This is a genomic window from Alteromonas sp. OM2203 (assembly GCF_048517045.1).
Taxonomy (GTDB): domain Bacteria; phylum Pseudomonadota; class Gammaproteobacteria; order Enterobacterales; family Alteromonadaceae; genus Alteromonas; species Alteromonas gracilis.
The window spans coordinates 3073795-3100682 of sequence record NZ_CP183209.1 but is presented as its reverse complement, the minus strand read 5'-3'; the positions used below and the strand labels follow the sequence as shown (position 1 = coordinate 3100682).

Below are 26888 nucleotides of genomic sequence, written 5' to 3'. Positions count from 1 at the left end.
GCAATGTCATGGACTACATATCGGTTTAAACAAACGTGTCTTCAGACTCAGCGTTTGCTAGTACACCTTTATGCAGTCTCATAACTCGGTCTGCTCGTTTGGCCACATCACGACTGTGCGTAACTACCACTAACGCGGTATTAGTATTCTTACAGGTTTGATAAAGCAGATCCGCTACGCTCTCGCTGGTGGTTTCATCTAAGTTACCTGTAGGCTCGTCGGCTAGCACAAGGGAAGGGCGATGCACAAGGGCACGGGCAATGGCACAGCGCTGCTGTTCACCACCAGAAAGCTGGCTAAGGGGCTTTTTGGAAAGTGCTATAATACCTAGCTGCTGCATAAGCGCTTGCTGATAGCCTTTATCGTAATTTCCTTTAAGCCGTGCTGTGAAAGCAATATTGTCCCATGCGTTAAAGCAATCGAATAAGTTAAAGCTTTGAAAAACAATGCCCAGTTTGTTTTTGCGAAACCCATCAATGTCGTGAGCGTTATTTGTACGTTTCGTAATAGATAAGTTGTCGATGAGTATGTCACCGCTATCTGGCCTGTCGAAACCAGCGATTAGCGATAGCAACGTTGACTTTCCGCAGCCAGATGCGCCCTGAATGCTTACTGATTCAGCGCTATTTAATGTAAGTTCAAGATTGTTTAGCAGCGGCTTTTCTGAGGCAGAAAATGATTTTTTCAACTTGTTTATAATCAGCATAGGCAGGTATTTTTATAGTCTATAAGCGCCGACAATACTCAGCAGTAAACTCTATACGTATGGGGGAGGTATTAGGCTTAAAAGGCGTAGCTGTTTTAGAGAAACAAAAAAGGGGCGGTGAGCCCCTTAGTAGTAAACGCATTACTGATTTATAAAATTGTCGAGTTCTTCGCCAGTAATCTTTTTAATTTGCGCAAACAAATACCAAAGGGCAGCAATAAGCAAAATCATGCTCGGAATGACAATCACTGGATAGCTGAGCGCAGTCATTCGACCAAGTTCTTCGGTATAAGCGGTCGTGCCCGGTTCACTAACCAAAATCATTTTAGCCAGTATGTAGTTAAGCGCCGATGAAAGAAAAAAGGAGCTGGCAACGATATAAGAGCTAACCGCTACTTTCTTTTTAAATTCGCTCTGTTTGTTTTTGGCATCTAGTACTTGGTTAAGATGAGGCCAGTTGATAATTTGGTCGTTTAGGATGAGGATCTTAACCAAAGGCTTATTGGTGTATTGAGTAATGAGTACCGCAATGCCGATAAGACCCGGTATCGCCGCTTCTTTAATCGCAATGTATTCAGCAGGAAGTTTAAGTAAACTGAAGCCGCCAGTGAGCAGCACGCTGATAATACCTAGCACAGAAAAGCCGTTGACCTTTCCAGATTCTTTTAAGTCCCATAACCCATAGCCAATTGGAAAGCTTAATGCAGCAACAATGCTCCACGCTGGGCCTAAATAATCTTCAGAACTTGCATAGCTCATCAGAACCACGGGAATAACAATGTTAAACGCTAGGTTGCCGAAAAAGCCTTGGTTTTTTTGAGTCGGTTCTTGTACTGCTGACATATCTTCTAATAACGTCTTATCTTGTGGCCAATTATACGTGAACTAATTAGCGTGCCCAGTGCCATGCGGCAAATAAGCCACCAAGAAAGCCAAATAAATGATATTCAAAGGAAATAAATTTCGATGTGGGAAGTACGCCAACTAGCATTCCGCCGTAAAGCGCAGCAACCACGAGTGAAATAAGTAAATACCGCACTTTATTACTACGAAAGCCAGCCAATACGAGGAAGCCGAAATAGCCATATACCATACCACTTGCGCCGATATGTGTTGCCGTTCTGCCAAATAGCCACACACCCAAGCCACCTATAATAAGTGCGCTGAACGTGGCAATAATAAAGGTGCGCTTTCCCCATTGCATGGTTAGCCACATAAATAATAATAGGGGAACCAAGTTTGCCATTAAATGGGTTGGCGTACCGTGAAGAAAAGGGGCTGTAAAAATATAGGGTAATGTTGATAGCGTGCGCGGCACTACACCAAATTGGTTGAGTGCATTACCGGTAAGCAGGTTGGCAGCTTCTATTACAATTAACAGTGCTCCTAGCGTTAGCAGTACGCGAATTTGAAAAGAAAGCGGCTTCATCAAAAGGGCCCCTAAAATAGACTACAGAATAATATGAGGAAGGTAGCGAGAAAGATCTTGAGTAATAGCAGAAGCATCTTCCCTTACCGAAATACCCGCTGGCATGTCATCTACCAACCAACTCCCTATAAGCGTATGATTACCTTCAAAAACGGGTAAAGGTTCAAATGCTTGAACAATAAAGCCTTCTTCACCATACGGGCCTTCGCTGAGCACATTTTCAATGCCACTCTCAATCATAGATACATTGGCGCCTTCTCTAGAAAAAAGTGGCTTTTTAATCCATTTTCCAGACAGACTCTTTGCGCTTATTTCATCTGAGAAAAAAGAAGGGAGAAGGTTGGGATGGCCCTCAAATTTTTTCCAGAGCTGAGGCAAAAGCGCCTTATTAGAAATTACTGATTTCCATGGCGGCTCTATCCAATTAACCTGAGCATCTTCTAATATGTCGCCAAATTCTTCGCGCAGCATAAATTCCCAAGGATAAAGCTTAAAGCAATCTGTGATGGGGGCATCCTGAAGGTCAGTGAAAACGCCAGTGTCCGCCAAGCCAATATCTTCAATGAAAGTAAAGTCGGCGCTTAGGCCAGCCTCCTTTGCGCAATCTTGAAGGTACTGCACGGTTCCGCGATCTTCTACGGTATCTTTGCAGCATGCCATGTGTATCTGATTGATATTGTAATGAAGGGCTATTTCTCGAAAACGGTGCACCAGTTTCTCTTGCAAGCTGTTAAATTGGTCCGCGTGCAAGGGCAGCTTTCCCCGGTCTACGTTTTGCGATAGCCACAGCCACTGCCAAAAGCCTGACTCATACAAGCTGGTGGGCGTATCTGCGTTGTTCTCTAATAATTTTGCAGGCCCCTTGCCGTTATAAACGAGATCAAGACGTGAATATAAGCTTGGGTCTCGCTCACGCCAGCTATTGCGTACTAAGTCCCAATGCTGTTCTGGGATGCGAAAGCGAGTGAGTAATTCCTCACTATTCACCACATCCTCGGTAACCGACAAGCACATTTGATGTAGCTCGGCGGTAGGATCTTCAATATCGTTTTCGATTTGCGCTAGCGTAAATTGGTAGTAGGCGCTCTCATCCCAGTAGGGTTCGCCATACATGGTATGAAAATGAAAACCGAACTCGTTGGCCAGTTGCTGCCAGCCTTTGCGAGGCTGGCATGGCATTCTAAACATAGTTATCCGCCCCAGCCGCCTTTACGGCTGCTGCTGCCCCAAGAAGATTTAGCACGCACGCTGCTGCCAAACCCGCCTCGTTTCATCGTGCGGTTCACTGTGGGCTTAGGCTTATAAACATCCTTATTTACGCGGTAATTTCTTTTTCGTATATCACCGTCGAAGACATAGCCGTCTGCGGTTATCCAGCGTGAACGAAACGGTGAGTTATACGAATACGACGTGTATAAAGGTTGAGAGTAATAACGACTTGGTGAAAGCAAAGAACTCACCATATAGCCCGCCATAAATGGCATAAAGAAGCTACCACCACCATTATTCACTTGCTGGCACTGATTAGGACCGAATTCGTGTTCGCAGTCATATTCAGAACTAAAGCGCGGGCTGGTGCGCATGGCCTCGTCTACCGCCGTTTGGTAAGCCGCTTCACAGCGCTCTACAGCGCCAGGGTAGTCTTGTTTGCAGTCTTCTAGTGAAGTGTAAATAGTGGCATCTTCTTTTTCTGCGCCACAACCGCTTAAAATAACGCTGGCGACACCCAACGCCAAGGGCTTAACACTAAAGCCTTTTCGCATGCGACTAAGGTCAATGTGCTTGGTACGCTTTAGCGCTGGCTTTTCACCTTGCATACTTTCATGAAGGTTAAGCGGAGTATTTTGTTTATCAGTCATCGCTGCCCCCTTAATAGGTCATGCAAGCGGCATTTAATAAGCCAACGGCAATAGACATGCTGGCAAGCATCACACCTGCCGAAACTTCATTGTTGTTGATGCGTTCTGCGATTTTTGGCATGAAGCTAAAGCGTAAGATGGCGAAGGCGAGAGATTGCGCAACAACAGCGACCAGCGCCCAAATAGCAAAATCTACCACGGCAACGGAGTTTGAAGCTGCGCTACCTAAAGCGATGGCAAAACCAATAATGGCACCGCCGAAACCGATAGCGGCAGCGACGTTCTTATCTTCTTTAACCAGCTTCCATTCATCGTGGGGGGTAACTAGCGCATACACGAGTTTAAAGATAAACAGAAAGACAATCGACAAGCCAAAGTAAAGCGCAAAGTTATCTAAGCCTGCCAAAGACTGCATTATTGTATCCATAACTATTCCTTTTTAATTAACCGTTTATCGTGATATCGGCAGGCTCTATATCGAAACCTGTAGAGACCACCAAACATCTGTCTAAATTATTACCCACTTGTTTTTCTTCACCTACAACAAGCAGTGTTTCTACTCTATTATTTTCAATAGGCCGCTCGTAAAGCATCATAAACTGGTCGGTTTTACTTACATCACCATCTTCTTCATAAGTGGTTTCGGTTACCGCTACTGGGGGAGATTCGTCACCTACTGCGCCCCAAACACGGGTAAACACCTTGCCATCTACCTCATAGGTAGGCTGGCTAATGACGTTTTTCAAGCAATCGTTCCACTGGGCAGTATTGCCAATGGTTTTTGTTTCGTAAAAGTGCCATAGCTTAACATCAGTAACATGGTTTTCTGATAAGCCGCCATCGGTAACGACCTGTAAGAAGCCGTCGTCATCGGTATAAAATCGAAGTAGGGTACCGCCAGTATCTAGCGGTGCTTCGCCAACTGCTTGAATAAGCTGGGAGCGTGCAGCGCCTTCTATGGTTAATTCTGGCTCTAAAAGGGAGAGCTTTAAATTATCCAATTCAAAGGAACCACCAAGATAAAGCCCCATGATTTCAGGCGCTTTAGGCTTTTTGGGTTCCGCTTTTTTAAATAGCTTACTAAACATATCTACGGCCTCTTAGTCAGCGTCAAGAGACGACCAGTTAATTGCATTAATTCGGCGCTCGGCAATATAAAATAACGTGTCGCCCGGATTCAACGTAGCATCTAATGATGGGTTTACGACCATTTCTTTCACCAAACCATTGGGCGCATAGCCGATAAATATGGCGTCGTGTTTACGTTTCAAGTTAACAAACAATTTGGCTACGGAAATTGCTGAACAACTTTCCGGGATTTTGACAGAAAATTGCGCTTGCCCCTCATCAATACTCAATAAGTCGTGATGAAGCATACTTGAGCCTGGATCGAAGGCTGCTTTGACCAGCATTTCAATAGCAACACTGGGCGTACACTCCACTTTTGGGCAGTGGTCTTGCAGAAGGCTGACCAAGCTATCATCATTAAAATAAGCAACTTGATGGGCGTCCGGGTTGCGTTTGGTGCAGTAAAGCGCGGTGGTCATAGTGACATCATCTTGAGGGTTATCAATAAGAATGGTTCGGGCAGTGCCAACACAGGCGCGGTCCATGTCCTCGTCTTTATTGAACGAGTCGACTTTTACGAACTCAATAACACCTGGCATTGGGTTAGTAATATCGGCTTTTACACACAACACAATGTCTGGGCGCTCCGCCATGGCGTCACGCTCTTTAAGGATCAAATCGAGAAGCAACATGGTACGCTGCTCATTCCATCCAATTACCAAGATATGGTTATTCAGCATTAAGCTATTCATACCCAACAATCCTTTCTTCCACGTTAATGAAACCCAAGCTGCAATTCGACCAATAACCATGGCGAAGATACTTAAACCAAGCGGTATGACGTAAAGCGCTACAATTAATTTTCCGGCTGGTGTGACAGGAGACAAGTCGCCATAGCCTACCGTTGAGGCGGTTACCGCTAGCCAGTAGACAAAGTCGGTATTGGCAATGAGATCGTTTTCGTTAGCAGCGTACAGCAGCCAGTAACTTGTTACTGCGTAAAAAGCAGTGGCACCAACTATGGTGTACCAACGTGATTCTGCAAAATATTGCAGCATGATTTTTCGCAGTTTTATCCATGGAGACATAAAAGAAACAGCCCTTGTTATGCGTGCCTTTACTCTGCCTTGAAGTGCTTGATTTGTCTAGGTTAGGTTATCACCATAAGGTGAGTTTAACTGTATGATTTTGTAACAAGAATTAAAAATGGGAGCGTTAAAGCTCCCATTTCACATAGTTACTTGCCAAGAATTCGCGCTAGCTCGTCATCGGCTGAGGTTTTACTGCCTTTAATACCCGCTTCGGCTAAGCGCTTTTCAAGATCGCTGCTCGACTCTTCGCTAGCAAGTTCTTCCGCGGCTTGTAGTTCAGCGTTGCGCATCTTTTGCTTATCCTGAATGCGAGACAATGACTCTGTCGCCGTCTTCATTTTGCTATTCGCGCCCATGTGACGTGACGACACAGCAACTTGTGCTTTCTGAACGCTTTCAGTGGCCTTTACCATATCAACCTGTTGTTCAAGTCGACGCAAATTTGCTTTAGCCTGCTGAATATTATGTGCAAGTTGCTTTTCTGACTGCTTAAACTGGTCAAGGTAAGCTTGCTCTTGCTCGCGCTCTTCTTTCAGTTCAGCCACTTTCTGCGCGCAGTCTAGCGCGAGCTGACGATCGCTATCAATCGCCTTGCGAGCGTGCTCTTCATACTCTGCAATCGACGAATTAAAGCTATCGACTTTCTGTTGAGAAAGCTTACACTTCGCCAAAATTTGCGTACGTGCATGATCTGACTTGCGCAATTCTTCTTTGGCTTCTCTGATTTCTTGCTCCAGAATTCGAATAGCCTGACTATCTGCAACAGACTGAGCAGCTTCGGTAGCACCACCTTTTACTGCGGTAATAAGTTTTTTCCACACTGACATTCGCTTCTCCTTAAGAAGTAAATTTTAGTTAAGGTGTGTTTCGTAAGCATCTAGGAACGATGCAACATTCTGAAACAGGGTTTCAACTTCAATAACAATACTTTCGGCTTTCGACTGGGCACTTAGTGCACCAAAGGCGGTGTAGTATTCTTCGCCACCAATGTTTGAAATGCCTACTGTGGTAAGAGGAAATACCATATGGGTAGACAGAATTTCATGGTCTAACGCAGGTTTATCTTTCACATCAGAAGCAGCAAACAAGAGGCTTTCTACTAAAATCTGCTCTCCGCTGATAGCAAGCCATGCATCAATGCCGTCTTGATTAGCAATAAGCAGGCAGTTCTCCTCACGTGTTACCACAAAGTCATCGTGCTCTTTTAAGAAGCTCTCGATGCTCTCCAGTTCCCAGCTCATACCTTTCTCCTTTAATTATTGAAGCGATAATTTTGAAAATGAATGTCGTGTGTGGCGCTAACCCATTGTGCTTCTTTACTTGTTAAAGAGGACAATCAAAGGTGTTGACACCCGCTGTACTGTACCGACTATTTTCACTCTCGCCAATATCTTGACTTGCAGTGTAGACGCATTATGCCATAATCGTCAATATTAAATACGTGCTTTAAGTGTAAAAAAGTGTGTTTTTGTAAAATATACATCACAAATGTGTGGTTTTGGAGGCCGTCTTGACGACGATAAAAGCTAAAAATGCGTGGCGACAAACGGTGGCTAGAGTAGTGAAGTCTGAAATGTCGGTTCGGGGCGTAAAGTATCAAGCATTAAGCCAAAGGCTTGAGGAAATTGGGGTTGAGCAAAGTGCAGACAATCTTAGAAACAAAGTGAACAAAGGTATAATGGGCGCAGATTTACTGTTACAAATTTTGTATGTGTTGAAAGCGCGTCCATTAGATGCAGCACTTTTAGAAGAAATCTTAACTGACCTTGAGCGCTAAAACGCGTAAAATAAGAGGGTATCGTTGGGCAGTAGAGATTTTGTTGACACAGGGCCAGGTTTATAACCAGATTTAAATTATGAAAGCGTGGATGATATATCGGCATTGCAGATAAAAAAATACCCAGCAAATGCCGGGTACAAATAATAAGGAATGTTATTGGGAGAACATCATCACTATCTGCGTTTATCTTAAGCGTTTAAGAAAAATGATGCTATCAAAGAATGATGGTCGCGCGTATCTCTTTTGATGCTTAGTTATTTGAAATTATACGAACCTATGTAGCTATCTGAAAAGTATGAGCTTTAAGATTTGTATTGCTTTCATTTCTGTAAGCTTTAGCCAATTCTTTAGCCTTTAGTATAAACTTAACGATACTTAAAATTGCACTTTGGCTTAACATTAACACCTAATATTGTTGTAACTATGAAACTATCAGATTTTAGCTTTGAGCTACCCGAAAAACTTATCGCCAAATATCCCACTCAACAGCGTACAGCTAGTCGCTTATTACACCTAAACGGTAAAAGCGGCAGCGTAGAACACACTATGTTTGCTGACATGCTGAAATTTGTAGAGCCTGGCGATTTGCTAGTTTTTAACAATACACGCGTGATCCCAGCGCGCCTGCTGGGTAAGAAAGAAACGGGTGGCCAAGTAGAGGTGCTCATAGAGCGTATTACGTCTGACCACACTGCGCTTGCCCATGTGCGTGCCAGTAAAGCGCCCAAACCGGGTTCAAAACTTATTTTAGAAGAGAAGGTGAATGTAACGGTCACCGGTAGGGACGATGCATTATTTATTCTGCAATTTGATCACGATGAGACTGTACTGTCGCTGTTAGAAGCTCATGGCCACATGCCACTCCCACCTTATATCGACCGCCCCGATGAAAACTCAGACAAAGAGCGTTATCAAACGGTTTACAATGAAAAGCCAGGTGCAGTGGCTGCCCCCACGGCCGGTCTTCATTTTGATGAAGCTATTCTAGCTGCGTTGAAAGAGAAAGGTGTGAATTTGGCGTTTGTGACTTTGCACGTTGGTGCAGGGACGTTTCAGCCAGTGCGTGTTGATAACATCCAAGAGCATAAGATGCATGCAGAGTTCGCGGAAGTACCGCAAGATGTAGTAGATGCAGTGCTTGAAACAAAAGCCAACGGCAAACGAGTCATTGCAGTAGGTACTACATCAGTGCGTTCCCTAGAATCAGCCGCTAAAGCGTGCGTTGATCGCAAACATAAAGACGTTATCGCGCCATTTAACGAAGACACTGAAATTTTTATCTATCCCGGTTTTGAATTCAACGTGGTGGACGCCATGTTCACTAACTTTCACCTACCAGAGTCCACCCTAATGATGCTGATTAGCGCGTTTGCAGGTAAAGACAATGTGATGAAAGCCTATCAAGAAGCCATAGAAAAAGAGTATCGATTCTTTAGCTATGGTGATTCAATGTTTATTGAGCGCGCTTAAAAAAATAGGCGTTTAATTGCCTCGTACTAGTTTAGTTACAGATAAACATAGATACGGGGCATGATCTCAGCCAAATTACTGGTATAATCTCCGCCAATTTATTTTTATACCCAGCGCAAACGCGCATCAAAGTGGGAATGCTTTCACATGCAATTTGAGTTGTTAAAAACCGAAGGCCGAGCCAGACGCGGTCGTTTGGTGTTTGAACGCGGTGTTGTTGAAACTCCAGCGTTTATGCCCGTAGGCACTTACGGTACGGTTAAGGGGATGACCCCAGAAGAATTAAAAGACAGCGGTGCACACATCTGTCTTGGAAATACCTTTCACCTAATGCTACGCCCTGGTACCGGCATCATTCGCCAGCACGGCGATCTGCACGATTTTATGAATTGGGACAAGCCGATTCTTACTGATTCAGGCGGCTTCCAGGTATTTAGCTTGGGTGACTTGCGTAAAATTACCGAAGAAGGCGTAACGTTCCGCTCTCCAATTAATGGCGAAAAGATTTTGCTTACGCCTGAAAAATCGATGGAAGTTCAGCGTGATTTAGGCTCGGACATCGTGATGATTTTTGACGAATGCACACCGTATCCTGCTACTGAGCAAGAAGCGCGTATCTCGATGGAAATGTCGCTTCGCTGGGCTAAACGTAGTAAGGAAGCCCACGGCGATAACCCAGCGGCACTGTTTGGTATCATTCAGGGCGGTATGTATGAAGGACTGCGAGATGTCTCACTTGCTGGTCTTGAAGCGATTGGTTTTGACGGTTATGCCATTGGCGGTCTTTCAGTAGGCGAGCCGAAAGAAGATATGATCCGCATTATCGACCACACTGCACCAAAAATTCCTGAAGATAAGCCGCGCTACTTAATGGGCGTAGGTAAACCTGAAGATTTGGTTGAGTCTGTGCGTCGCGGTATCGATATGTTCGACTGCGTAATGCCAACACGTAACGCCCGTAACGGTCACCTGTTCGTGACGGAAGGCGTAGTGAAGATTCGCAATGCGAAACACAGAAACGATACCTCACCATTAGATGAGAATTGTGATTGCTACACTTGTAAAAACTATTCTCGCTCTTATCTACATCATTTGGACAAGTGTAACGAAATCTTGGGTGCGCGCTTAAACACCATCCATAACCTTCGCTACTATCAGCGTGTAATGCAGGGTCTTCGCGATGCGATTGACGCAGGTACACTTGATGAGTTTGTACAAGAATTTTATGAACAAAAAGGGTTGCCGGTTCCGGCACTATAACAACGATATTATTTGGGGAATTTTATGAGCCTATTTATCTCTAACGCTTACGCACAGTCTGCTGGTGCGCCGCAAGGTGGCGGCATGGAAATGATCATCATGCTAGCTGTATTTGGTTTAATCTTTTACTTCTTGCTTTACCGTCCACAAGCGAAGCGCGTAAAAGAGCATAAAAATCTAGTATCTTCACTTAGCAAAGGCGATGAAGTGCTCACACAAGGTGGTTTGGTAGGAAAAATCACTAAAGTGTCAGAAGAAAAAGACTTCATTGAAGTTGCACTAAATGAATCAAACAACATTGTTGTTCAGAAGTCTTCAGTAACTGCTGTGCTGCCAAAAGGCACAATGAAGTCACTGTAAGTAACAACCGCCGGGGCCGGGACGCTTCCCGGTTTTGGCACGAAAGGATTATCCAGTGCTAAACAAAAACTCCATATGGAAGGTACTGAGTGTACTCATTGTTGTTGCAATGTGTGCACTCTATGCACTTCCTAATATTTATGGCGAAGATCACGCCGTACAAATCTCAGCAGGTCGTGATGCTGTAGTTACAAACGCTACGGTTGAGCAAGTAAAAGCGGCCCTTGCCGAAAAGAATATCTCACCTAAGCGCGTTGAGTTTGAAAACGAGCAAATTTTAGTTCGTGTTTCTGATTCAGATACGCAGCTTGTTGCTCGCGAAACCCTTGAAAAAGTGCTTGGCGATGACTACTACGTTGCCATGAACCTAGCGCCAGACACACCAGAGTGGCTTGAAGGGCTAGGTGGTTCGCCAATGAAGCTTGGCCTTGACCTTCGTGGTGGCGTTCACTTCCTAATGGAAGTAGATATGTCAGAAGTTATCACTAAGTCGCTTGAAGATGCAGAGAGTGGTTTCCGTACCTCACTGCGTGAAGAAGGTATTCGCTATCGCGGCGTAAAGCAGGTTGATGATCATATCGACATTACTTTTCGTGATGAAGAGACTCTTGATAAGGCTGAATTCTTTCTACGCAATCAAAGCCGTGATCTTACCTTCAATCAAATCGATGACCTAACCCTTCGCGCTGTTTTCGCTGAAAGTAAGCTTCAGGAAATTCGCGACAACGCGGTTAAGCAAAACATCACCATTATTCGTAATCGTGTGAACCAGCTTGGTGTGGCAGAGCCGCTTGTTCAAAAGCAAGGTGCAGAGCGCATTGTGGTTCAGCTACCAGGTATTCAAGATACCGCTCGTGCAAAAGAGATTCTAAACGCAACAGCGACGCTAGAATTTCGCATGGTTGATCAGAAAAACGATATTCGCGACGCATTGAATGGTCGTGTACCTCCTGGTTCTCAGGTTATCGAAGACCAACAAGGCATTCCTCAGCTACTTGAAAAGCGCATTATGCTTACTGGTAGCCATATTATAGATGCAAACAGTGGGGTAGATGAGTACGGTCTTCCAAACGTGAATATTTCACTGGACTCTGAAGGCGGTAACAAGATGTCTCGCTCGACCCGAGGCAATATCGGTAAGCCAATGGCGACTGTATTCATTGAATACAAATCCACGGGTGAGAGAAACAAAGACGGCAAGTTAATCTTTGAAAAAGAAGAGCAGGTTATCTCTGTTGCAACTATTCGTGCGCAGCTGGGCAGTAAGTTTCAAATTACTGGTCTTGATTCTCCGAAGGAAGCACGGGACCTTGCGTTATTACTTCGCGCGGGTGCATTGATTGCGCCAATTCAAATTGTTGAAGAACGCACTGTAGGGCCAAGCTTAGGTAAGGAAAACATTGAGTTAGGTATGCAGGCCATTGTTTATGGCTTAGCGGCAGTGCTTGTTTTCATGTTGATTTACTACAAAGCTTTTGGCGTTGTGGCGAACATTGCTCTTATTACCAACTTGGTAATGATTGTTGGCATTATGTCGATGATTCCAGGCGCAACGCTAACACTACCGGGTATGGCGGGTATTGTTTTAACCGTTGGTATGGCGGTAGATGCGAACGTGCTTATTTATGAGCGTATCCGAGAAGAGCTTCGCGACGGGCGTAGTCCACAGCAAGCTATTCATCACGGGTATGACAGTGCATTCTCAACCATCTTGGATGCGAATATCACTACTTTCATTGCTGGTCTTATTCTGTTCGCGGTAGGTACCGGCCCAATTAAAGGCTTCTCTATTACGCTAATGATTGGTATCGCAACTTCAATGTTTACCGCTATTTTGGTTACTCGCGTTATTGTTAACGCAGTATGGGGCGGCAAACGTGTAGAGAAATTAGCGATTTAAGGAGCGTAAAATGCAGTTATTAAAATTATCCGAAACCGTTAATTTCATGCGCCTTCGCATTCCTGCGATGGTGCTATCGACACTTCTCATTATTGGCTCATTTGTTTCTCTTGGAGTGAACAGCCTTAATTGGGGTCTAGATTTTACTGGCGGTACGCTTATTGAAGTGGGCTATGAAGATTCGGCTGATCTAGAAGCGATTCGCGTACAGCTTAACGAAGCTAACTTTGAAGATGCTATAGTGCAGAATTTTGGCAGCAGCCAAGATGTACTTATCCGCATTGCTCCTCGTGATGGTGTTAAAGCCGTTACTATTGGCGAGCAGGTGCTTGCAGCACTACGTGCTGACGGTACTGCGGTTGATATGCGTCGTATCGAATTCGTAGGTCCAAACGTAGGCGAAGAGTTAACAGAGCAGGGCGGCCTTGCAATGCTAGTCGCACTGTTATGTATCCTCGTTTATGTCGCGATGCGTTTTGAATGGCGATTTGCTTTAGGGTCAGTATCGGCGCTAGCGCACGACGTTATACTTACGCTGGGTTTATTTTCAGTACTTCAAATTGAATTTGACCTTACGGTACTGGCTGCGGTGCTTGCAGTAATTGGTTATTCACTTAACGATACCATCGTTGTGTGTGACCGTATTCGTGAGAATTTCCGCAAAATTCGTAAAGGTGAGCCAGTTGAGATTATCAACATCTCACTAACGCAAACCCTTAACCGTACTATCATCACGTCACTAACGACGGTGTTAGTATTGGTTGCCTTGTTCTATAAAGGTGGTGCACTTATTCATGGTTTCGCCACTGCGTTGCTATTCGGTGTAGTGGTAGGTACTTACTCATCGGTGTATATCGCAAGTTCAGTGGCACTTGCATTGGGTATTAGTAAAGAAGACCTAATGCCACCACAGGTAGAGAAAGAAGGCGCTGACTTAGATCCTATGCCTTAGTTTTACACGCTTGAAACGTACAAAAAACCGTATCTATGATGCGGTTTTTTTATGCTTTAACAAAAGTGGAATTTACTATTGATTGGGGGCTAATGCTTGTTTCAGATCATCTTTATATCGCCTTGAAAGCGCTACTGATTGACCGTTATTGAGCATTATTGTTCCATCCCCTGTTTCTTCATAACTTATAGACACAATGGCAGGTATTCGCACTGCGTGCGACCGGTGCACTCGCATAAAGCCTTGATGCGCTCCTTCTTCACAAAACCGGCCAAGGGTATAACGCAAAGGGTAAACGCCCACGTGAGTATGAAGGTTAATGTAGTTTCCTGAGGCTTCTACTCGCTGTATGTCAGTGACTTGAACCAAAAACTCCTTATTGAGCTTTTTCACCAATAAATAGTCAGGTAAGGTGCTGGCCACGTTGTCATTCGTTATCTGTGATGTGTCGCGTGTAATAGGTGATGCTTCACCAATTAAGCGTTGATAGCCAAACCGTGCAATATAGTAAAAAGTAATCAGAGTAATATAGCCCCATACATCCTTTCGATATTCGTAGATGAACTCATTGAGCCATATCCCAAAGTCATAATTGCGTTCAGAGAATAAATAAACAAGCTTTCGAAACGCTACCATTAATAATACATGGGCTACCGAAAATAAACTGGCGAAGGCAAAATGCCACCCAAGCCATGTCGCTCCCACTTTTACTTTCTGATCGAGTGTACGTATAGCGATAATTAGTGGGATGACGAGTAAAGCGGTGCTCAAAGCACTCGAGTATTCCCAAACGTACGGCTCCCAAAGTGCTACGCTGTTATTGTCGCTTCGAGAAAATTCAGTCCAACTAGACGCAGCATTGATTGAATTGTTAATAAACAAATAGGCTGTAAGCAAAACAAATGCAGCGTATTTATGTTTTGATTCAGAATCCCTAAGAAACTGACTCCATTTTTCATCCCAGTTATTCACCGCTTAACCCTTTTTCCCTTAATCTCGTCACTTAGGCGTTTGCTGTCGGACGTCTATCACATTAGATGCAACACGTTAGTTAAGCACTATTGAATAGGAGTGAGGACATTGACGCAAGCATATGTTGATCAGGAAGCAACGTTTGTTAATAGAACTTCAAAGGGGGAGGCGAGAGAGATGGCCGTGGTCGAGAGTCCTGTCACTCAGCGTTATTTCGAGTTGGATGCACTGCGTGTCACCGCGTTTGGTGTACTCATTTTTTATCACATCGGAATGTATTACGTTTTAGAGTGGGGCTGGCATATAAAAAGCGACGTGCAATTTCCACTACTGCAAGATGTGATGATATTGACCAACCAATGGCGTATGTCTTTATTATTTTTGATCTCTGCCATGGTATTTACTGTCGTGCTGCGCCGCGCTTATGACCAAACGACCTCTCGCTGGCGTGTATCACTTTTACTACTGGGGAAGAGGGCGTTGCGGATATTAATTCCTCTTGTTTTCGGTATGTTTGTTATCGTCGCGCCCCAAGTATACGTAGAGTGGACAGTAAGCGGAGCACTAGCCATGCCGTTTAGCGAGTTCTACGTTGCTTACATTAATCCAAATACTGACTTGTTTATCGACAAACAATCGGTAATTGGCTTACTGACGTGGAATCACCTTTGGTTTTTACCTTACCTTTTTGTGTATAGCGCTTTCATATTGCTGTTTTTCCCGCTTATCAGATTTGTGGAAGTAAGGGCGTTGAGAGTACTCGATAGTTTGGCGCTGTTTAGCGTGTTAGTGGTTACGATCATGACTGCCATATGGCTGGAACTACGAGTAGCATATCCCACGTCGCACGACTTGCTTAATGATTGGTATAGTCATGCAAAGTACTTTTTTGTGATGCTGGTAGGTATTGTGATTGTGCTTAGACCCGCATTGTATGCTGCAATTATGAGGTCCCGTTACGTAAGCTTAACCATTGCGATAGTACTTTACAGCGTCATAATTTTAGACCGGCACGACTTGCTAGGCCCTACAGGGCAGTTAATGGAGTCGTCGCCTGGGTTTCGTGTTTTGGTTGGTGTAATCGTTGTACTTAATCACTGGGCATGGTTGGCAGCAATATTGGGGTTCGGTCGAAAATATTTGTCTTACCCGAGTAAGGTGGTGAGCTATTTGAACAAAGGCGTATTGCCTTACTATATGGTGCATCAAACGATAATTGTGGTGGCGGCATTCTTTTTGAGCTCCCGTGTATCGTCGACACTCGGAGAATTTATTTTAATAACGCTAATAACCGGTGTGGGGTGCGCACTGACATACGAAGTCGCCAAGCGCTTTTTAATACTTAGATTTTTGTTTGGCCTAAAGTTAAACACGAGTCCGCATAGCTCATTAGCCACTCAGCGAGAGGTAAAATGTTCGTAATCGCGGTGTGTTACCGCAGGTATAACGAAACCAATAAGTGAGAAAAAGAAAAAGGCGCTATGCCACGTCATTCGTGTCATAGCGCCTTTACTGTTTAACTGTGCTTGGTTTATCGGCTCAGTTTATGTGCTTACGAGCGATTTATTTAAGCTGCTTCTTACTTAAGATGCTTAACTAGGCCTTGAACCACCTTCACGCTACCAGCAACAATTTCACCTTTGTGAAGCGGGTCGTTTCCGCCTTTAAAGTCTGTTACCAATCCGCCAGCTTCACGAACAATAAGCTCACCTGCTGCAATGTCCCAAGACTTAATACCGCGCTCCCAGTAACCGTCGTGGCGGCCAGCTGCAACGTAAGCAAGATCTAGCGCTGCGCTACCCGCGCGGCGAATGTCACCCACTTCGTGGAAAATTTTGTTTAAACTTAGCGCGTACTCACCAAATGCAGCTTTGTTCTTGAAAGGTAATCCAGTAGCGATAATGGTTTCAGAAAGGTCGCGAGGCTTAGAAGCACGAATACGATAGCCGTTAAGCTGTGCACCTTGACCGCGACTCGCGGTAAATAATTCACTGCGAATTGGGTCGAAAACGACCGCTTGGTCTAGACGACCTTTGTGAAGAAGTGCAATTGAAACGGCAAAGTGAGGAATGCCTTTTACAAAGTTAGTGGTGCCATCTAGAGGATCGATAATCCACTGATAGTCAGTTTCTGTGCCCAGAACTTCACCCGCTTCTTCACCTAGGAAGCAATGGTTCGGGTAAGACTGCTGAATTTTATAAATAATTGCTTGTTCTGCTTCTTTGTCAACTTGTGTAACGAAGTCGTTCAAGCCTTTAGACTCTGTCGCAACTTCATTATGTTTTTCAAAACCACGAACAATAACTGTTCCAGCCGCACGCGCAGCGCGCACCGCAATATTCAGCATAGGATGCATAGATAAACCACCAATTGTAAAAGACCAATGAAACGAACCAGCTGTTTAAAAAATAGCTAGTTGTTTTCGAAAACGGGCGGAGTCTACCAGAATCACAGTGTGATGCAAATGAAATCCCACAACAGAATGTGTTAATCAAAAAAGTAAGCCTGGATTAGATGACGAATACAGAAAAGCAAGAAGCGGCTGCGTTACAGAACTTTAAAAGGGACTAGCATATACATCCAATTCGTTAGTCTGGAGACAGCTCTGAATAGCCATCTATACTGCCGCTGTGTTAAACTTGCGTAATTGAAGCTAGTTAGGTGATGCGAAGTAAGTGAGTGTCATCTTTTAAAGAAAGTACGTAGGTATTGCAGGCATGCTCGAAAATATTCGCATCATTTTAGTTAACACATCTCACACTGGAAACATTGGCTCGACGGCGCGCGCCATGAAGACCATGGGATTAAGCAGCTTGTATCTGGTAGACCCGGTAAATGAACCCGACGGCCAAGCAAGTGCGTTAGCGGCTGGCGCTGGGGATGTACTAGCAAATGCCAAAATTGTTAGCACATTGGAAGAAGCGGTGAAGGATTGTGGTTTAGTAGTGGGAACATCTGCTCGTTCTCGCACGCATTCATGGCCCATGCTCGGTCCAAGGGATTGTGGTGAAAAGCTTGTTCAAGAAGTGGAAAAGTACCCAGTTGCATTGGTGTTTGGTCGCGAAAACAGTGGTTTAACGAACGAAGAATTGCAGCAGTGCCATTTCCATATGTGTATTCCGGCTAACCCTGAATATAGCTCTCTGAACTTGGCAGCTGCTGTTCAAACCCTGTGTTATGAAATTCGTATGGCATTTTTGAATCGTGAAACCTATCCAAGTGTAGAGGAAGAGTATCCGCTTAATGAAGATCTGGAGCGTTTCTACGTGCATTTAGAGTCGACGTTAGAAAAGACATCGTTCATTCGCAAAAGTCATCCTGGCGTTGTGATGACGAAGCTTCGCCGACTTTTCAACCGCGCTCGCCCTGAATCACAAGAGCTAAATATCTTGCGCGGTATTTTGGCGTCTATCGATAAGTCAGTGAACAATGCTGCCTCAGGTGAATCCCACTTTACTGAAACAAAAGAAGAGAAAAAGTAAACGCGTATGTTTGCCCGTATTAAAGATGACATCAAAGGTGTTTTTCATCGTGACCCCGCGGCTAGAAACACGTTTGAAGTGCTAACTAACTATCCTGGCCTTCACGCAGTCTGGCTGCATCGCATCAGTCACAAGCTCTGGAAAGCTGAATGGAAATGGTTGGCGCGCACCTTATCAACATTTAGCCGCTGGCTGACGGGCATTGAAATTCACCCTGGCGCCACCTTAGGTCGCAGAGTATTCATCGACCATGGTATGGGCGTCGTTATCGGCGAAACCGCCGAGATTGGTGACGACGTTACGCTTTATCACGGCGTTACGCTTGGCGGTACTAGCTGGAAGGCAGGTAAACGTCACCCTACACTCAAAAATGGCTCGGTGGTGGGAGCGGGGGCTAAAGTTCTAGGGCCCATCACCATAGGTGAAAATGCTAAAGTAGGCTCTAACTCTGTTGTGGTAAAAGACATTCCAGACGGCGCGACGGCGGTAGGGATCCCTGGCCGTATAATCATTTCCAAGCAAAAGGAAATCTCTGCGGCTACAAATCCGCAGCGCGACAAAATAGCGCAGAAATATGGTTTTGATGCCTATGCGGTTGCGCCTGATAATCCAGACCCTGTGGCAAATGCCATGGGTATAATGCTAGAACATATGCACCAAATGGACACAAAAGTGGAAGAGATGTGCAAGGTTATTCAGTCGCTCGGTGGTGAAGTGTGTACAGACAATTTACACAATATCAGCGCTGAGGATTTTGCTGAAACGGGTATCGAATTTAACGAGTCAAAACAAAAAGATGGCGAACACGCGTCATTCGACCCGGCGATATAGAATGTGGTAAAGGCCCATCCCAAAGAGTAATTGGGATGGGTATCCTTTGCTATTAGTTCTGAAGCTTTTTCAAAACGTTATGGTGGCATTGCTCGAAGCGTTCTGAATGCTTCTCCGTCATGCTCACTAATAAAATGGCGAGTGTACTCACTAAGAAGCCAGGTATAAGTTCGTAAACATCACTAGTGCTAAGTCCAAACCCTAGCGAAACGTTCATATTCGACCACAAGATAGTCGTTAGACCTCCGCATACAATACCTGCAATGGCGCCGTTTTTCGTCATTTTATTCCAATAAAGGCTGATAAGGATCAAAGGTCCAAATGCTGCCCCAAAGCCTGCCCATGCGTTTCCTACTAATGATAGCACGCTGTTACTTCTATCTTGTGCAAGAATAAGTGCGACGAAAGCTACTCCAACAACCGAAAGTCGTGCAACGATGACTCGTTCTTTTTGACTCGCTTTTTTTCTAATGAAAGCGTAGTAAACGTCTTCTGTTATCGAACTCGATGACACTAATAGCTGAGACGAGATAGTACTCATTATCGCAGAAAGGATCGCCGCCAGTAAAAAGCCCGTGACCCAAGGGTGAAAAAGCGTGGTAGACATCACGATAAAGATTGTTTCAGAGTCTGCTATGGTAAGCCCATTTGCCGCGGCGAAAGCAGCGCCCGTTAACCCTACACCAATTGTCCCTAGTGTGACGGTCAACATCCAGCTCATGCCTATTCGTCTAGCGGCAACCAGGTCTTTCAATCCACGGATTGCCATAAAGCGCACTATGATATGTGGCTGACCAAAATAGCCAAGTCCCCAAGCCATGGCTGAAACAACAGTAATAAGGGCAGTATCTTGAAAGGAGAGTAGGGAGGGTTGCAAGTTTTGTAACTGGGTTATCGTAGTGTTCACACCTCCTATTTCTAAAACCGCCACCACAGGCACTAAAACTAATGCAACCAACATAATACATCCTTGGACGAAGTCAGTAACACTAACCGCGGTAAAGCCACCGAATGTGCTATACGAAACCACAACTAACGCTGTGAGGTAGATTCCTGTCTCGTAGCTTAAACCAAATGAAGATTCAAACAGCTTGCCACCTGCAACTAAACCGGATGTGGTGTATATGGCGAAAAATACAACGATGACGGCGGCACACAGTACGCGGATTATGCGGCTGTTATCGTTAAATCGACGTTCTAAGTATTCAGGTATTGTCACGGCATCATCAAGTTGTTCTGTATACACGCGTAGCCTAGGGGCGAGTAGCCTGTAATTTAAATAGGCGCCTATGGTCAATCCGATGGCCATCCATATACCATTTATTCCGACTAAAAATATGAGTCCAGGAAGACCCATTAAAATCCACCCGCTCATGTCAGATGCACCAGCAGACAATGCTGTCACCGCTGGGCCAAGTTGACGTCCGCCAAGCATGAAGCCCGATACGTCATTTTTTGTAGAAAAGTATCCGTAAGCACCAATTCCTAATAGCACAATGAAATAAAGTGCCAACGATAGATAAACACTATCTAGCATAGTTTTCTCTTCTTTTTTGTATGATTAAATAGGGGCTCTCGAAACGAGCCCCTATGCTATATAGGTATGATTAGAAGTTTGCCGATAGTCTTAAGTAGTAACTACCACCACCAAGTCCAGCAGGGTGGTTAAGGGGATATATAGCACCTAGGAAGCCGCCATCTCTACCCGTAAAACCTGCGGTTTCCCATTCGTCAGGGAACTCGTCAAACAGGTTTTTGGCACCTATTGCAACAGACATATTCTCATTGATGTCGTAGGCTAATTCAGCATCGACAATAAACATACTGGGTGTGACCACCGGCAGCGTTTCATCATTGAAGAGTGACTCATAAACTTCACCGTAGTAATTAACGCGAATCAGTGCGTTAAATGGTTCGAAGCTATGATCAACCGTAAATGTTGTGCGATAGTCAGGCAAGGCGTCTTCTACTTCACGTGCCCTTGCATCTGATACGGTTTCACCGCGATTCGTTACTTTGGTATCGGTGTAATTCAATGCCAATGTGAATTTTGTAGATGAGTTGTCCCAGTTGATAGGGTAGTTTGCAACTACATCTACACCTGAGGTTTCTGTATCGAAGTCATTAACAAAGAAAGAGATTTGGCTTACAGTAGCCGCCTCAGCTACGCCACCTGCGACTAACTGGTCGCGTTGTTCTGGTGTAAGTTCGCGAGTAACTTGTGCAATTCGATCGTCAATTTTTATATTGAAATAATCAACGGTCAACGATAGGTCACCTAAAGATGTGGTAAAACCTAAACTCACGTTGCGAGCGTCTTCAGGCCCTAACTGACCTCCACCAAATAGAGCCGCAAATGGACTTGTAGTCGAAACGACTAATAGCTCTTCTAACTGTCCATTATTAAAGTTAGTTGCTGCTCTTTGTAAGTTAGACTGTCCAACACTAGGGGCCCTGAATCCGGTGCTTACTGCCCCACGTATTGCGAAGTCATCATTAACCATATAACGAGCGGTTAACTTTCCATTCGTCGTAGTACCAAAATCACTGTAGTCTTCGTATCTAATGGCGAGGCCAAGTAGCAAGTCATCGGTAACATCCGCTTCAAAATCTACGTATGCACTTGAACTATTTCTAGAAAAATCTCCAGAGATGCTTGGATTGAAGCCTTGGAAGCCGTTAGAGCCTACTGAAAAGCCTTGTGAAACGAATTCACCCGCCGTATAAGAAGCCTCGTCTCCGGGAGTTATTTCAAACGATTCATCATGATACTGAAGACCGAAAGCGACGTTTAAATCTGATGCGAATGCAGCAACTTCAACAACCTTTGAGAAATCTGCGTTGAAAACGGTTTCATTCTCAATTTGCGCGCCTAAGTAGAACTCAGTAGGAGAGGCAGAACCTAATGATGCGTTAACGGTATTGTAAATTTCATAAGACAAATTATTTTCGCCGTTAACAACACTCACGTCGTAGGTTAAGCCGTTATCTAACTCGCCCTTGAGCCCTAGAGCAATGCTGTAATCTTCCACATTTCCGCCAAAGCGAGGCGTAAATCCACCCGGGAACCATGAAAAGAATGAAAAGCAGTTATCGCCAGCACCATTTACAAAGTTCTGTGCATCGTCAAAGCTGGTCGTTGGAAGAGGTCCTGTAGGACAGCCTTCACCGGTAGAGTCGGCAAAAAGTGCGTCTGAACCGCTAGCGAAAACGCCTTGTCTGTTAGTTGGATTACGGTAGAAAAAGCTACCATCGACGTCACGAGTCGCGTAGTTTGCAAAGCCATAAGCTTGCACGTATTCATTGATGTCATAGCCGCTATTTATAAAAAATTTGTAATCGTCAGAGACTTCGGGAGCACCCCAGACAACCACCGGGTTTTGAATCGGGAACCCTGCAGCATCTAACGCAGTTGCGCCGCTATTGGTCCCCTCACCATCCTGAACGCCTCGGCTAGTTGGGCCTGAATCTTTTGCTTGAAATGATGCGACCAAGAAACCGTCGTCACCCAAATGGAACCCATAAGCTCCTGAAACCTCAAACGTTTCACCATCGTTATAATATGACTTACCATATTGAGCGGTAATCATTCTTGTTTCAGGATCATCTTGAAGTGCATAGTTGATTACGCCTGCGATTGCATCAGAACCATATTGCGCAGCCGCACCATCTCTCAAGATCTCTACGCGTTTTAGTGCCGCACCGAACAATGGCGTTACGTCTACGCCTTGCGCTCCGCGGTTAACACCAGAAACAAATTCGCCTACTACCGCACCGCGATGACGACGCTTACCATTCACTAACACAAGGGTTTGGTCTGCTGCAAGTGAGCGAAGGTTTACTGGGCGCACCATACTTGCTGCGTCAGATATGGGTTCTCTACTTGCGTTTAAGGAGGGGACAACAGCTGTTAATGCGTCAATAGCATTAGTGCTGCCCTGACGCATTAATTCTTGAGAATCCACAATGTCGATTGGACTTGGCGTTTCCATCGCCGAGCGTGCTTGCGCTCTCCTTGAACCCAATACGGCTATTTGTTCATAGTCAGCTGCGTCATCTGCTGCCTCTTCGGTTTGCGCGTATGCCTGTGCAGAAAGGTAAGCTGTCGAAGATAACGCTATAGCAATCGACAGCGGTAAGAACTTTCTTTTGTTGAAGTTATAGTTCATTTTATTTCCTCTACTTGTTGTTTATCATTTTCTTAATTGTTTTAGTTTTGGGTTAGCAGGCAATCGCTAGTAGCGATGCGTTCCCTCCTGCTGCAGTTGTGTTAATACAGACGTGTCGCTCAAAAGTACAGCATTTTTGTACCTCTTCTGGCGAGGTTGTGAGTGATAGTATTGCTCCTTCTCGTAGTGACAATGCTATTCTTATTTCTCTTAATCGATTTTTTTCACAGTGGATAACTACCCCGTAGAAGCCACTCAATTTAGTTAAATCGTTTGCTGAAAGGGTGCCATCGATAGCATTGGCACCTTTTGCGCCTTTACAGATAATAAGAGGTATCGCCCCAGCTTGTTTAACCGCTTGAGACTGACGAACCGCTTCATCGAAATGTTCTCCAAGACACAAAATAACGCCCTTACCGAATTCTCTAAGTACATTCAATTCGCCTGTAGGTCCTGGCATAGTGGTTTCATTAAGTATGTGACGATTGTGAGTTTGGCCGAGGCTGTTAATCATGTTTTGGACGACGTCAAAGGCTAGTGTTTCTTTATCAATGTCGTGAGACGCCAAATTCAGCATGGTAGATTCTGACTTAATGAATTTACTTAGGTAATGTGGTCCACCTGCTTTTGGTCCTGTACCGGAGAGGTTCTCTCCGCCGAAAGGTTGTGAGCCAACGATGGCACCAACCTGATCACGGTTCACGTAGATATTGCCAACGTTTAGGCTTGATACGAGTTTTTCTACGCGAGAATCGATTCTGCTATGAATGCCAAAAGTTAAGCCGTAACCACTTGCGTTTACACGCTCTACTATTTGACCAATGTGCTTTGCTTTAAACTTTGCAACATGTAAGACAGGGCCAAAAATCTCGGTCTCAAGTGCATCAATTCCCGATGTTTCTATAACAGTAGGTGGAATAAAGTAACCATGATTTGGCACTTCACCTTCAAATGACACAACAATATTGTCTGCGTTATCGTTTATATAAGTACTTATGGTGTTTAGCGCTTGTTCGTTAATTACAGGCCCAATATCCGTGTCTATATGCCACGGGTCAGCGACCTTTAATTCATTAATTGCACCGCTCAGCATTGATATAAAGCTTGCGTAAATATCTTCCTGAATATAGAGCATGCGTAACGCTGAGCAGCGTTGGCCAGCAGATTGAAACGCAGAGCGCACCACGTCTTTTACTGCTTGCTCTAAAAGCGCGGTAGAGTCTACGATCATGCAATTAAGACCGCCCGTCTCGGCAATTAACGGCGCGTCAGGGGCGCAATGTTCAGCCATATTGCGGTTGATGCGTTGCGCGGTGAGCGTTGAGCCTGTGAAACATACACCGTCGATTTTCGGAGAAGCTGTTAACGTATTTCCAACCGTAGCTCCTTCTCCTGGAACCAGCTGAAATACGTCACGTGGTACGCCCGCTTTATATAGTAGCTTTGAGGCAAACCAAGCGGAAATCGTTGTCGTTTCCGCGGGTTTTGCTACAACAGCATTTCCACTCGCCAGAGCGGCGGCAACTTGGCCGATAAAGATCGCTAGCGGAAAGTTCCATGGAGAAACACAAGCAAAAATACCACATGGTTTCGATGCTTTTTGGTTTATCGCTTCCGCCGCATAGTAGCGTAAGAAGTCTACTGCTTCGCGAATTTCAGCGACCGCATCAAACGCATTTTTTCCCGCCTCGCGACAGAGTATGGCAAAAATTTCTCCGCTGTTTTGTTCGAGTAAGTCCGCGGCTCGATTAAGAATTGCACCCCTGGAGCGTACACCTTGTTCCTTCCAAATACGGGCACTATCGATGGCTCTAAGCACGTCAGACTCATCTGCAAAGACAACTGAACCAATAGCGTCATTATGGTTAGCAGGGTTTACGACTTCAAATGATGGCTTGTGAGAAACGTCATGCTTTACCAGTGGGGTAGCCTGCCATTGCGTATTCGAAAAGTGGTATCGCAATTCATTAAATGCATCTTGGTCTATGGGCTGAAAGAGATCGAATCCTTTAGAGTTTTTGCGATGTTCACCAAAAATGGCCTCAGGCATAGCAATAACCGATGTTTTGGGGACTTGAACTTGCGTAAGCGGATATTGTGTAACCTGTGATACTGGCACCGATTTATCGACAATTTGATTGACGAAAGATGAATTTGCGCCATTTTCCAGTAGTCGACGGACTAGGTATGCAAGCAGATCTCTGTGTTTACCTACTGGTGCATAGATTCGGCATTTTATACGCTCTTTTGATACAAGGTAGCGGTAAAGACTTTCTCCCATACCATGAAGACGTTGAAACTCAAAACCATTGTTATCATCTGTCATTTGTAAAATGGCGGCGACAGTACATGCATTATGTGTTGCAAACTGTGGGTAAATTACATGTCGCATATCTAAAAGTTTTTTAGCACAGTATAAATATGATGTGTCGGTTGCCGCTTTAGATGTGTAAACCGGGAAGTTTTTAACACCATTTACTTGCGCTTTCTTTATCTCCGCATCCCAATAAGCACCCTTAACAAGTCTTACTGTTATTTTGCGAGCCAATCGCGTTGAAAGTTCAAATAGCCAATCTAAAACGTGTGGGGCTGCTTTATTATAGGCTTGAACCACAACACCGAAGCCGTCCCACCCTTCTAAGCTAACATCACTTAATACGTCTTGAATAACCTCAAGCGACAGATCAAGTCGATCAGATTCTTCAGCGTCTATGTTTAGCCCTAAATTACCAGATTTGGCAAGTTGAGCGAGCTCCAGCACCTTTGGTGTAAGTTCTTCTAATACCCGTTCTTTGTTTATAGATTCATAACGGGGGTGAAGGGCTGAAAGCTTTATTGATATGCCCGCGTTTTGATGTATGTCGCCACTTCTAGACAGCGTGAGTAGGTGTTCAATCGCTTTTTTGTATTCAGCAAAATAGCGCTCAGCGTCGTGTTGCGTCAACGCAGCTTCACCCAACATATCATAAGAATAACCAAAGCCAGCTTTAACATTCGCTTGCCCGCGCTTCACTGCTGATGAAATAGATTCGCCTAGTACAAACTGATGCCCAAGCTCTTTCATTGCCATTTTTACGGCAACACGAATAGTAGGCGCACCAAGGCGCTTAACAAGTGGCTTAACTTTTTTAGTTATGCGTTTCTGCTCGTTCTTGCTGAGTACTTTGCCAGTTAGCATTAATCCCCATGTTGCCGCGTTAACTAAAGACGAACTAGACTGGCCTAGATGCTTATCCCATTCGGAAGAGGCTATCTTATCTTCGATTAATTCCTCGGCAGTAAAACCATCTGGCACTCGCAGTAATGCTTCAGCCAAACACATAAGAGCGATACCTTCATCCGTTGAAAGACCATACTTTGATAGGAACGTCTCCATTAAGCTTGGCTTCACATCATCGCGAAGGTGATGAACAAGCTTTTGCGCATATTCTTTTGTCAGCGCTTCATGGGCAATAGGCAGAGATAGCTGGTCGAGGAGCTTCTTAATCACAACAGATTCATCTTCTCTAATTGCGTTGTTGATATCGGTTCTCGAATGTAGTTTGCATACGTCAAGCAT

General features: G+C 44.7%; 24 protein-coding genes. 9 read left to right on the top strand and 15 right to left on the bottom strand.

From position 1 onward, the window contains the following. Window positions 1-25: 25 nt before the first annotated feature. The 10 genes from ACM0P2_RS13815 to ACM0P2_RS13770 all read right to left on the bottom strand — a co-directional run bounded on the left by ACM0P2_RS13815 (window position 26) and on the right by ACM0P2_RS13770 (window position 7394). Window positions 26-706: an ABC transporter ATP-binding protein gene (locus tag ACM0P2_RS13815; RefSeq protein WP_159119957.1), complete on the bottom strand. Its 681-nt coding sequence runs from the start codon at window positions 704-706 to the stop codon at window positions 26-28. A gap of 141 nt (window positions 707-847) precedes the next feature. Continuing rightward, window positions 848-1549, bottom strand: coding sequence for a VC0807 family protein (locus ACM0P2_RS13810; RefSeq protein WP_105931615.1), 702 nt, complete (start codon window positions 1547-1549; stop codon window positions 848-850). A 46-nt stretch (window positions 1550-1595) separates the two neighbouring features. Then, complete coding sequence (locus ACM0P2_RS13805) at window positions 1596-2135, bottom strand: rhomboid family intramembrane serine protease (protein WP_159119958.1); 540 nt, start codon at window positions 2133-2135, stop codon at window positions 1596-1598. A gap of 21 nt (window positions 2136-2156) precedes the next feature. Next, window positions 2157-3323 carry a glutathionylspermidine synthase family protein gene (locus ACM0P2_RS13800; RefSeq protein WP_419226708.1) on the bottom strand — a complete coding sequence of 389 codons (1167 nt, stop codon included), beginning with the start codon at window positions 3321-3323 and terminating at the stop codon, window positions 2157-2159. A 2-nt stretch (window positions 3324-3325) separates the two neighbouring features. Then, window positions 3326-3994, bottom strand: coding sequence for a DUF1190 family protein (locus ACM0P2_RS13795; protein WP_159119960.1), 669 nt, complete (start codon window positions 3992-3994; stop codon window positions 3326-3328). Window positions 3995-4004: 10 nt separating this feature from the next. Further along, window positions 4005-4421: a DUF350 domain-containing protein gene (locus tag ACM0P2_RS13790; RefSeq protein WP_105931619.1), complete on the bottom strand. Its 417-nt coding sequence runs from the start codon at window positions 4419-4421 to the stop codon at window positions 4005-4007. Window positions 4422-4437: 16 nt separating this feature from the next. Further along, a complete protein-coding gene (locus ACM0P2_RS13785; protein WP_419226707.1) occupies window positions 4438-5082 on the bottom strand; it encodes a YjfK family protein in 645 nt (214 codons plus the stop codon). 12 nt (window positions 5083-5094) lie between these two features. Further along, window positions 5095-6150 carry a potassium channel protein gene (locus ACM0P2_RS13780; RefSeq protein ID WP_173359997.1) on the bottom strand — a complete coding sequence of 352 codons (1056 nt, stop codon included), beginning with the start codon at window positions 6148-6150 and terminating at the stop codon, window positions 5095-5097. A gap of 149 nt (window positions 6151-6299) precedes the next feature. Beyond that, window positions 6300-6980 carry a PspA/IM30 family protein gene (locus ACM0P2_RS13775; RefSeq protein WP_105931621.1) on the bottom strand — a complete coding sequence of 227 codons (681 nt, stop codon included), beginning with the start codon at window positions 6978-6980 and terminating at the stop codon, window positions 6300-6302. Window positions 6981-7004: 24 nt separating this feature from the next. Further along, a complete protein-coding gene (locus tag ACM0P2_RS13770; protein ID WP_159119962.1) occupies window positions 7005-7394 on the bottom strand; it encodes a DUF2170 family protein in 390 nt (129 codons plus the stop codon). A gap of 332 nt (window positions 7395-7726) precedes the next feature. On the opposite strand from ACM0P2_RS13770, the gene ACM0P2_RS13765 reads away from it, so the two are divergent. The 6 genes from ACM0P2_RS13765 (at window position 7727) to secF (ending at window position 13875) form a co-directional block, all read left to right on the top strand. After that, on the top strand, window positions 7727-7930 hold the full coding sequence (locus ACM0P2_RS13765; protein WP_233095149.1) for a DUF6471 domain-containing protein: 204 nt from the start codon (window positions 7727-7729) through the stop codon (window positions 7928-7930). Between the two features lie 426 nt (window positions 7931-8356). Beyond that, entirely contained in the window at window positions 8357-9403 is a 1047-nt protein-coding gene (gene queA, locus ACM0P2_RS13760) for a tRNA preQ1(34) S-adenosylmethionine ribosyltransferase-isomerase QueA (RefSeq protein WP_159119963.1), read from the top strand. A 147-nt stretch (window positions 9404-9550) separates the two neighbouring features. Continuing rightward, window positions 9551-10663 (top strand): tRNA guanosine(34) transglycosylase Tgt, encoded by a 1113-nt coding sequence (tgt, locus tag ACM0P2_RS13755; RefSeq protein ID WP_105931623.1) that lies wholly within the window; start codon window positions 9551-9553, stop codon window positions 10661-10663. 24 nt (window positions 10664-10687) lie between these two features. Beyond that, window positions 10688-11023, top strand: coding sequence for a preprotein translocase subunit YajC (gene yajC / locus ACM0P2_RS13750; protein WP_105931624.1), 336 nt, complete (start codon window positions 10688-10690; stop codon window positions 11021-11023). A 55-nt stretch (window positions 11024-11078) separates the two neighbouring features. Further along, complete coding sequence (gene secD / locus ACM0P2_RS13745) at window positions 11079-12923, top strand: protein translocase subunit SecD (RefSeq protein ID WP_159119964.1); 1845 nt, start codon at window positions 11079-11081, stop codon at window positions 12921-12923. 10 nt (window positions 12924-12933) lie between these two features. Continuing rightward, window positions 12934-13875, top strand: coding sequence for a protein translocase subunit SecF (gene secF, locus ACM0P2_RS13740; RefSeq protein ID WP_159119965.1), 942 nt, complete (start codon window positions 12934-12936; stop codon window positions 13873-13875). 75 nt (window positions 13876-13950) lie between these two features. Here secF and ACM0P2_RS13735 read toward each other — a convergent pair whose 3' ends face one another. Further along, complete coding sequence (locus ACM0P2_RS13735; protein ID WP_159119966.1) at window positions 13951-14847, bottom strand: LytR/AlgR family response regulator transcription factor; 897 nt, start codon at window positions 14845-14847, stop codon at window positions 13951-13953. A gap of 108 nt (window positions 14848-14955) precedes the next feature. Between ACM0P2_RS13735 and ACM0P2_RS13730 the strand changes: the two genes are divergently transcribed. Beyond that, on the top strand, window positions 14956-16269 hold the full coding sequence (locus tag ACM0P2_RS13730) for an acyltransferase family protein (protein WP_159119967.1): 1314 nt from the start codon (window positions 14956-14958) through the stop codon (window positions 16267-16269). Between the two features lie 157 nt (window positions 16270-16426). Here the strand turns inward: ACM0P2_RS13730 and suhB are convergent, their stop codons facing one another. Beyond that, window positions 16427-17203 carry an inositol-1-monophosphatase gene (gene suhB / locus ACM0P2_RS13725; protein ID WP_419226706.1) on the bottom strand — a complete coding sequence of 259 codons (777 nt, stop codon included), beginning with the start codon at window positions 17201-17203 and terminating at the stop codon, window positions 16427-16429. Between the two features lie 361 nt (window positions 17204-17564). Here suhB and trmJ point away from each other — a divergent pair, with 361 nt between their 5' ends. Together trmJ and cysE are read left to right on the top strand one after the other, a co-directional pair. Then, window positions 17565-18329 (top strand): tRNA (cytosine(32)/uridine(32)-2'-O)-methyltransferase TrmJ, encoded by a 765-nt coding sequence (gene trmJ, locus ACM0P2_RS13720; RefSeq protein WP_159119969.1) that lies wholly within the window; start codon window positions 17565-17567, stop codon window positions 18327-18329. A 6-nt stretch (window positions 18330-18335) separates the two neighbouring features. Continuing rightward, a complete protein-coding gene (gene cysE / locus ACM0P2_RS13715; RefSeq protein ID WP_159119970.1) occupies window positions 18336-19160 on the top strand; it encodes a serine O-acetyltransferase in 825 nt (274 codons plus the stop codon). A gap of 52 nt (window positions 19161-19212) precedes the next feature. Here cysE and putP read toward each other — a convergent pair whose 3' ends face one another. From putP to putA, 3 genes are all read right to left on the bottom strand, one after another. Continuing rightward, a complete protein-coding gene (putP, locus tag ACM0P2_RS13710; RefSeq protein ID WP_419226705.1) occupies window positions 19213-20697 on the bottom strand; it encodes a sodium/proline symporter PutP in 1485 nt (494 codons plus the stop codon). 70 nt (window positions 20698-20767) lie between these two features. Further along, complete coding sequence (locus ACM0P2_RS13705) at window positions 20768-23329, bottom strand: TonB-dependent receptor plug domain-containing protein (RefSeq protein WP_173359991.1); 2562 nt, start codon at window positions 23327-23329, stop codon at window positions 20768-20770. Window positions 23330-23381: 52 nt separating this feature from the next. Beyond that, on the bottom strand, window positions 23382-26888 hold the full coding sequence (gene putA, locus ACM0P2_RS13700; protein WP_419226704.1) for a bifunctional proline dehydrogenase/L-glutamate gamma-semialdehyde dehydrogenase PutA: 3507 nt from the start codon (window positions 26886-26888) through the stop codon (window positions 23382-23384).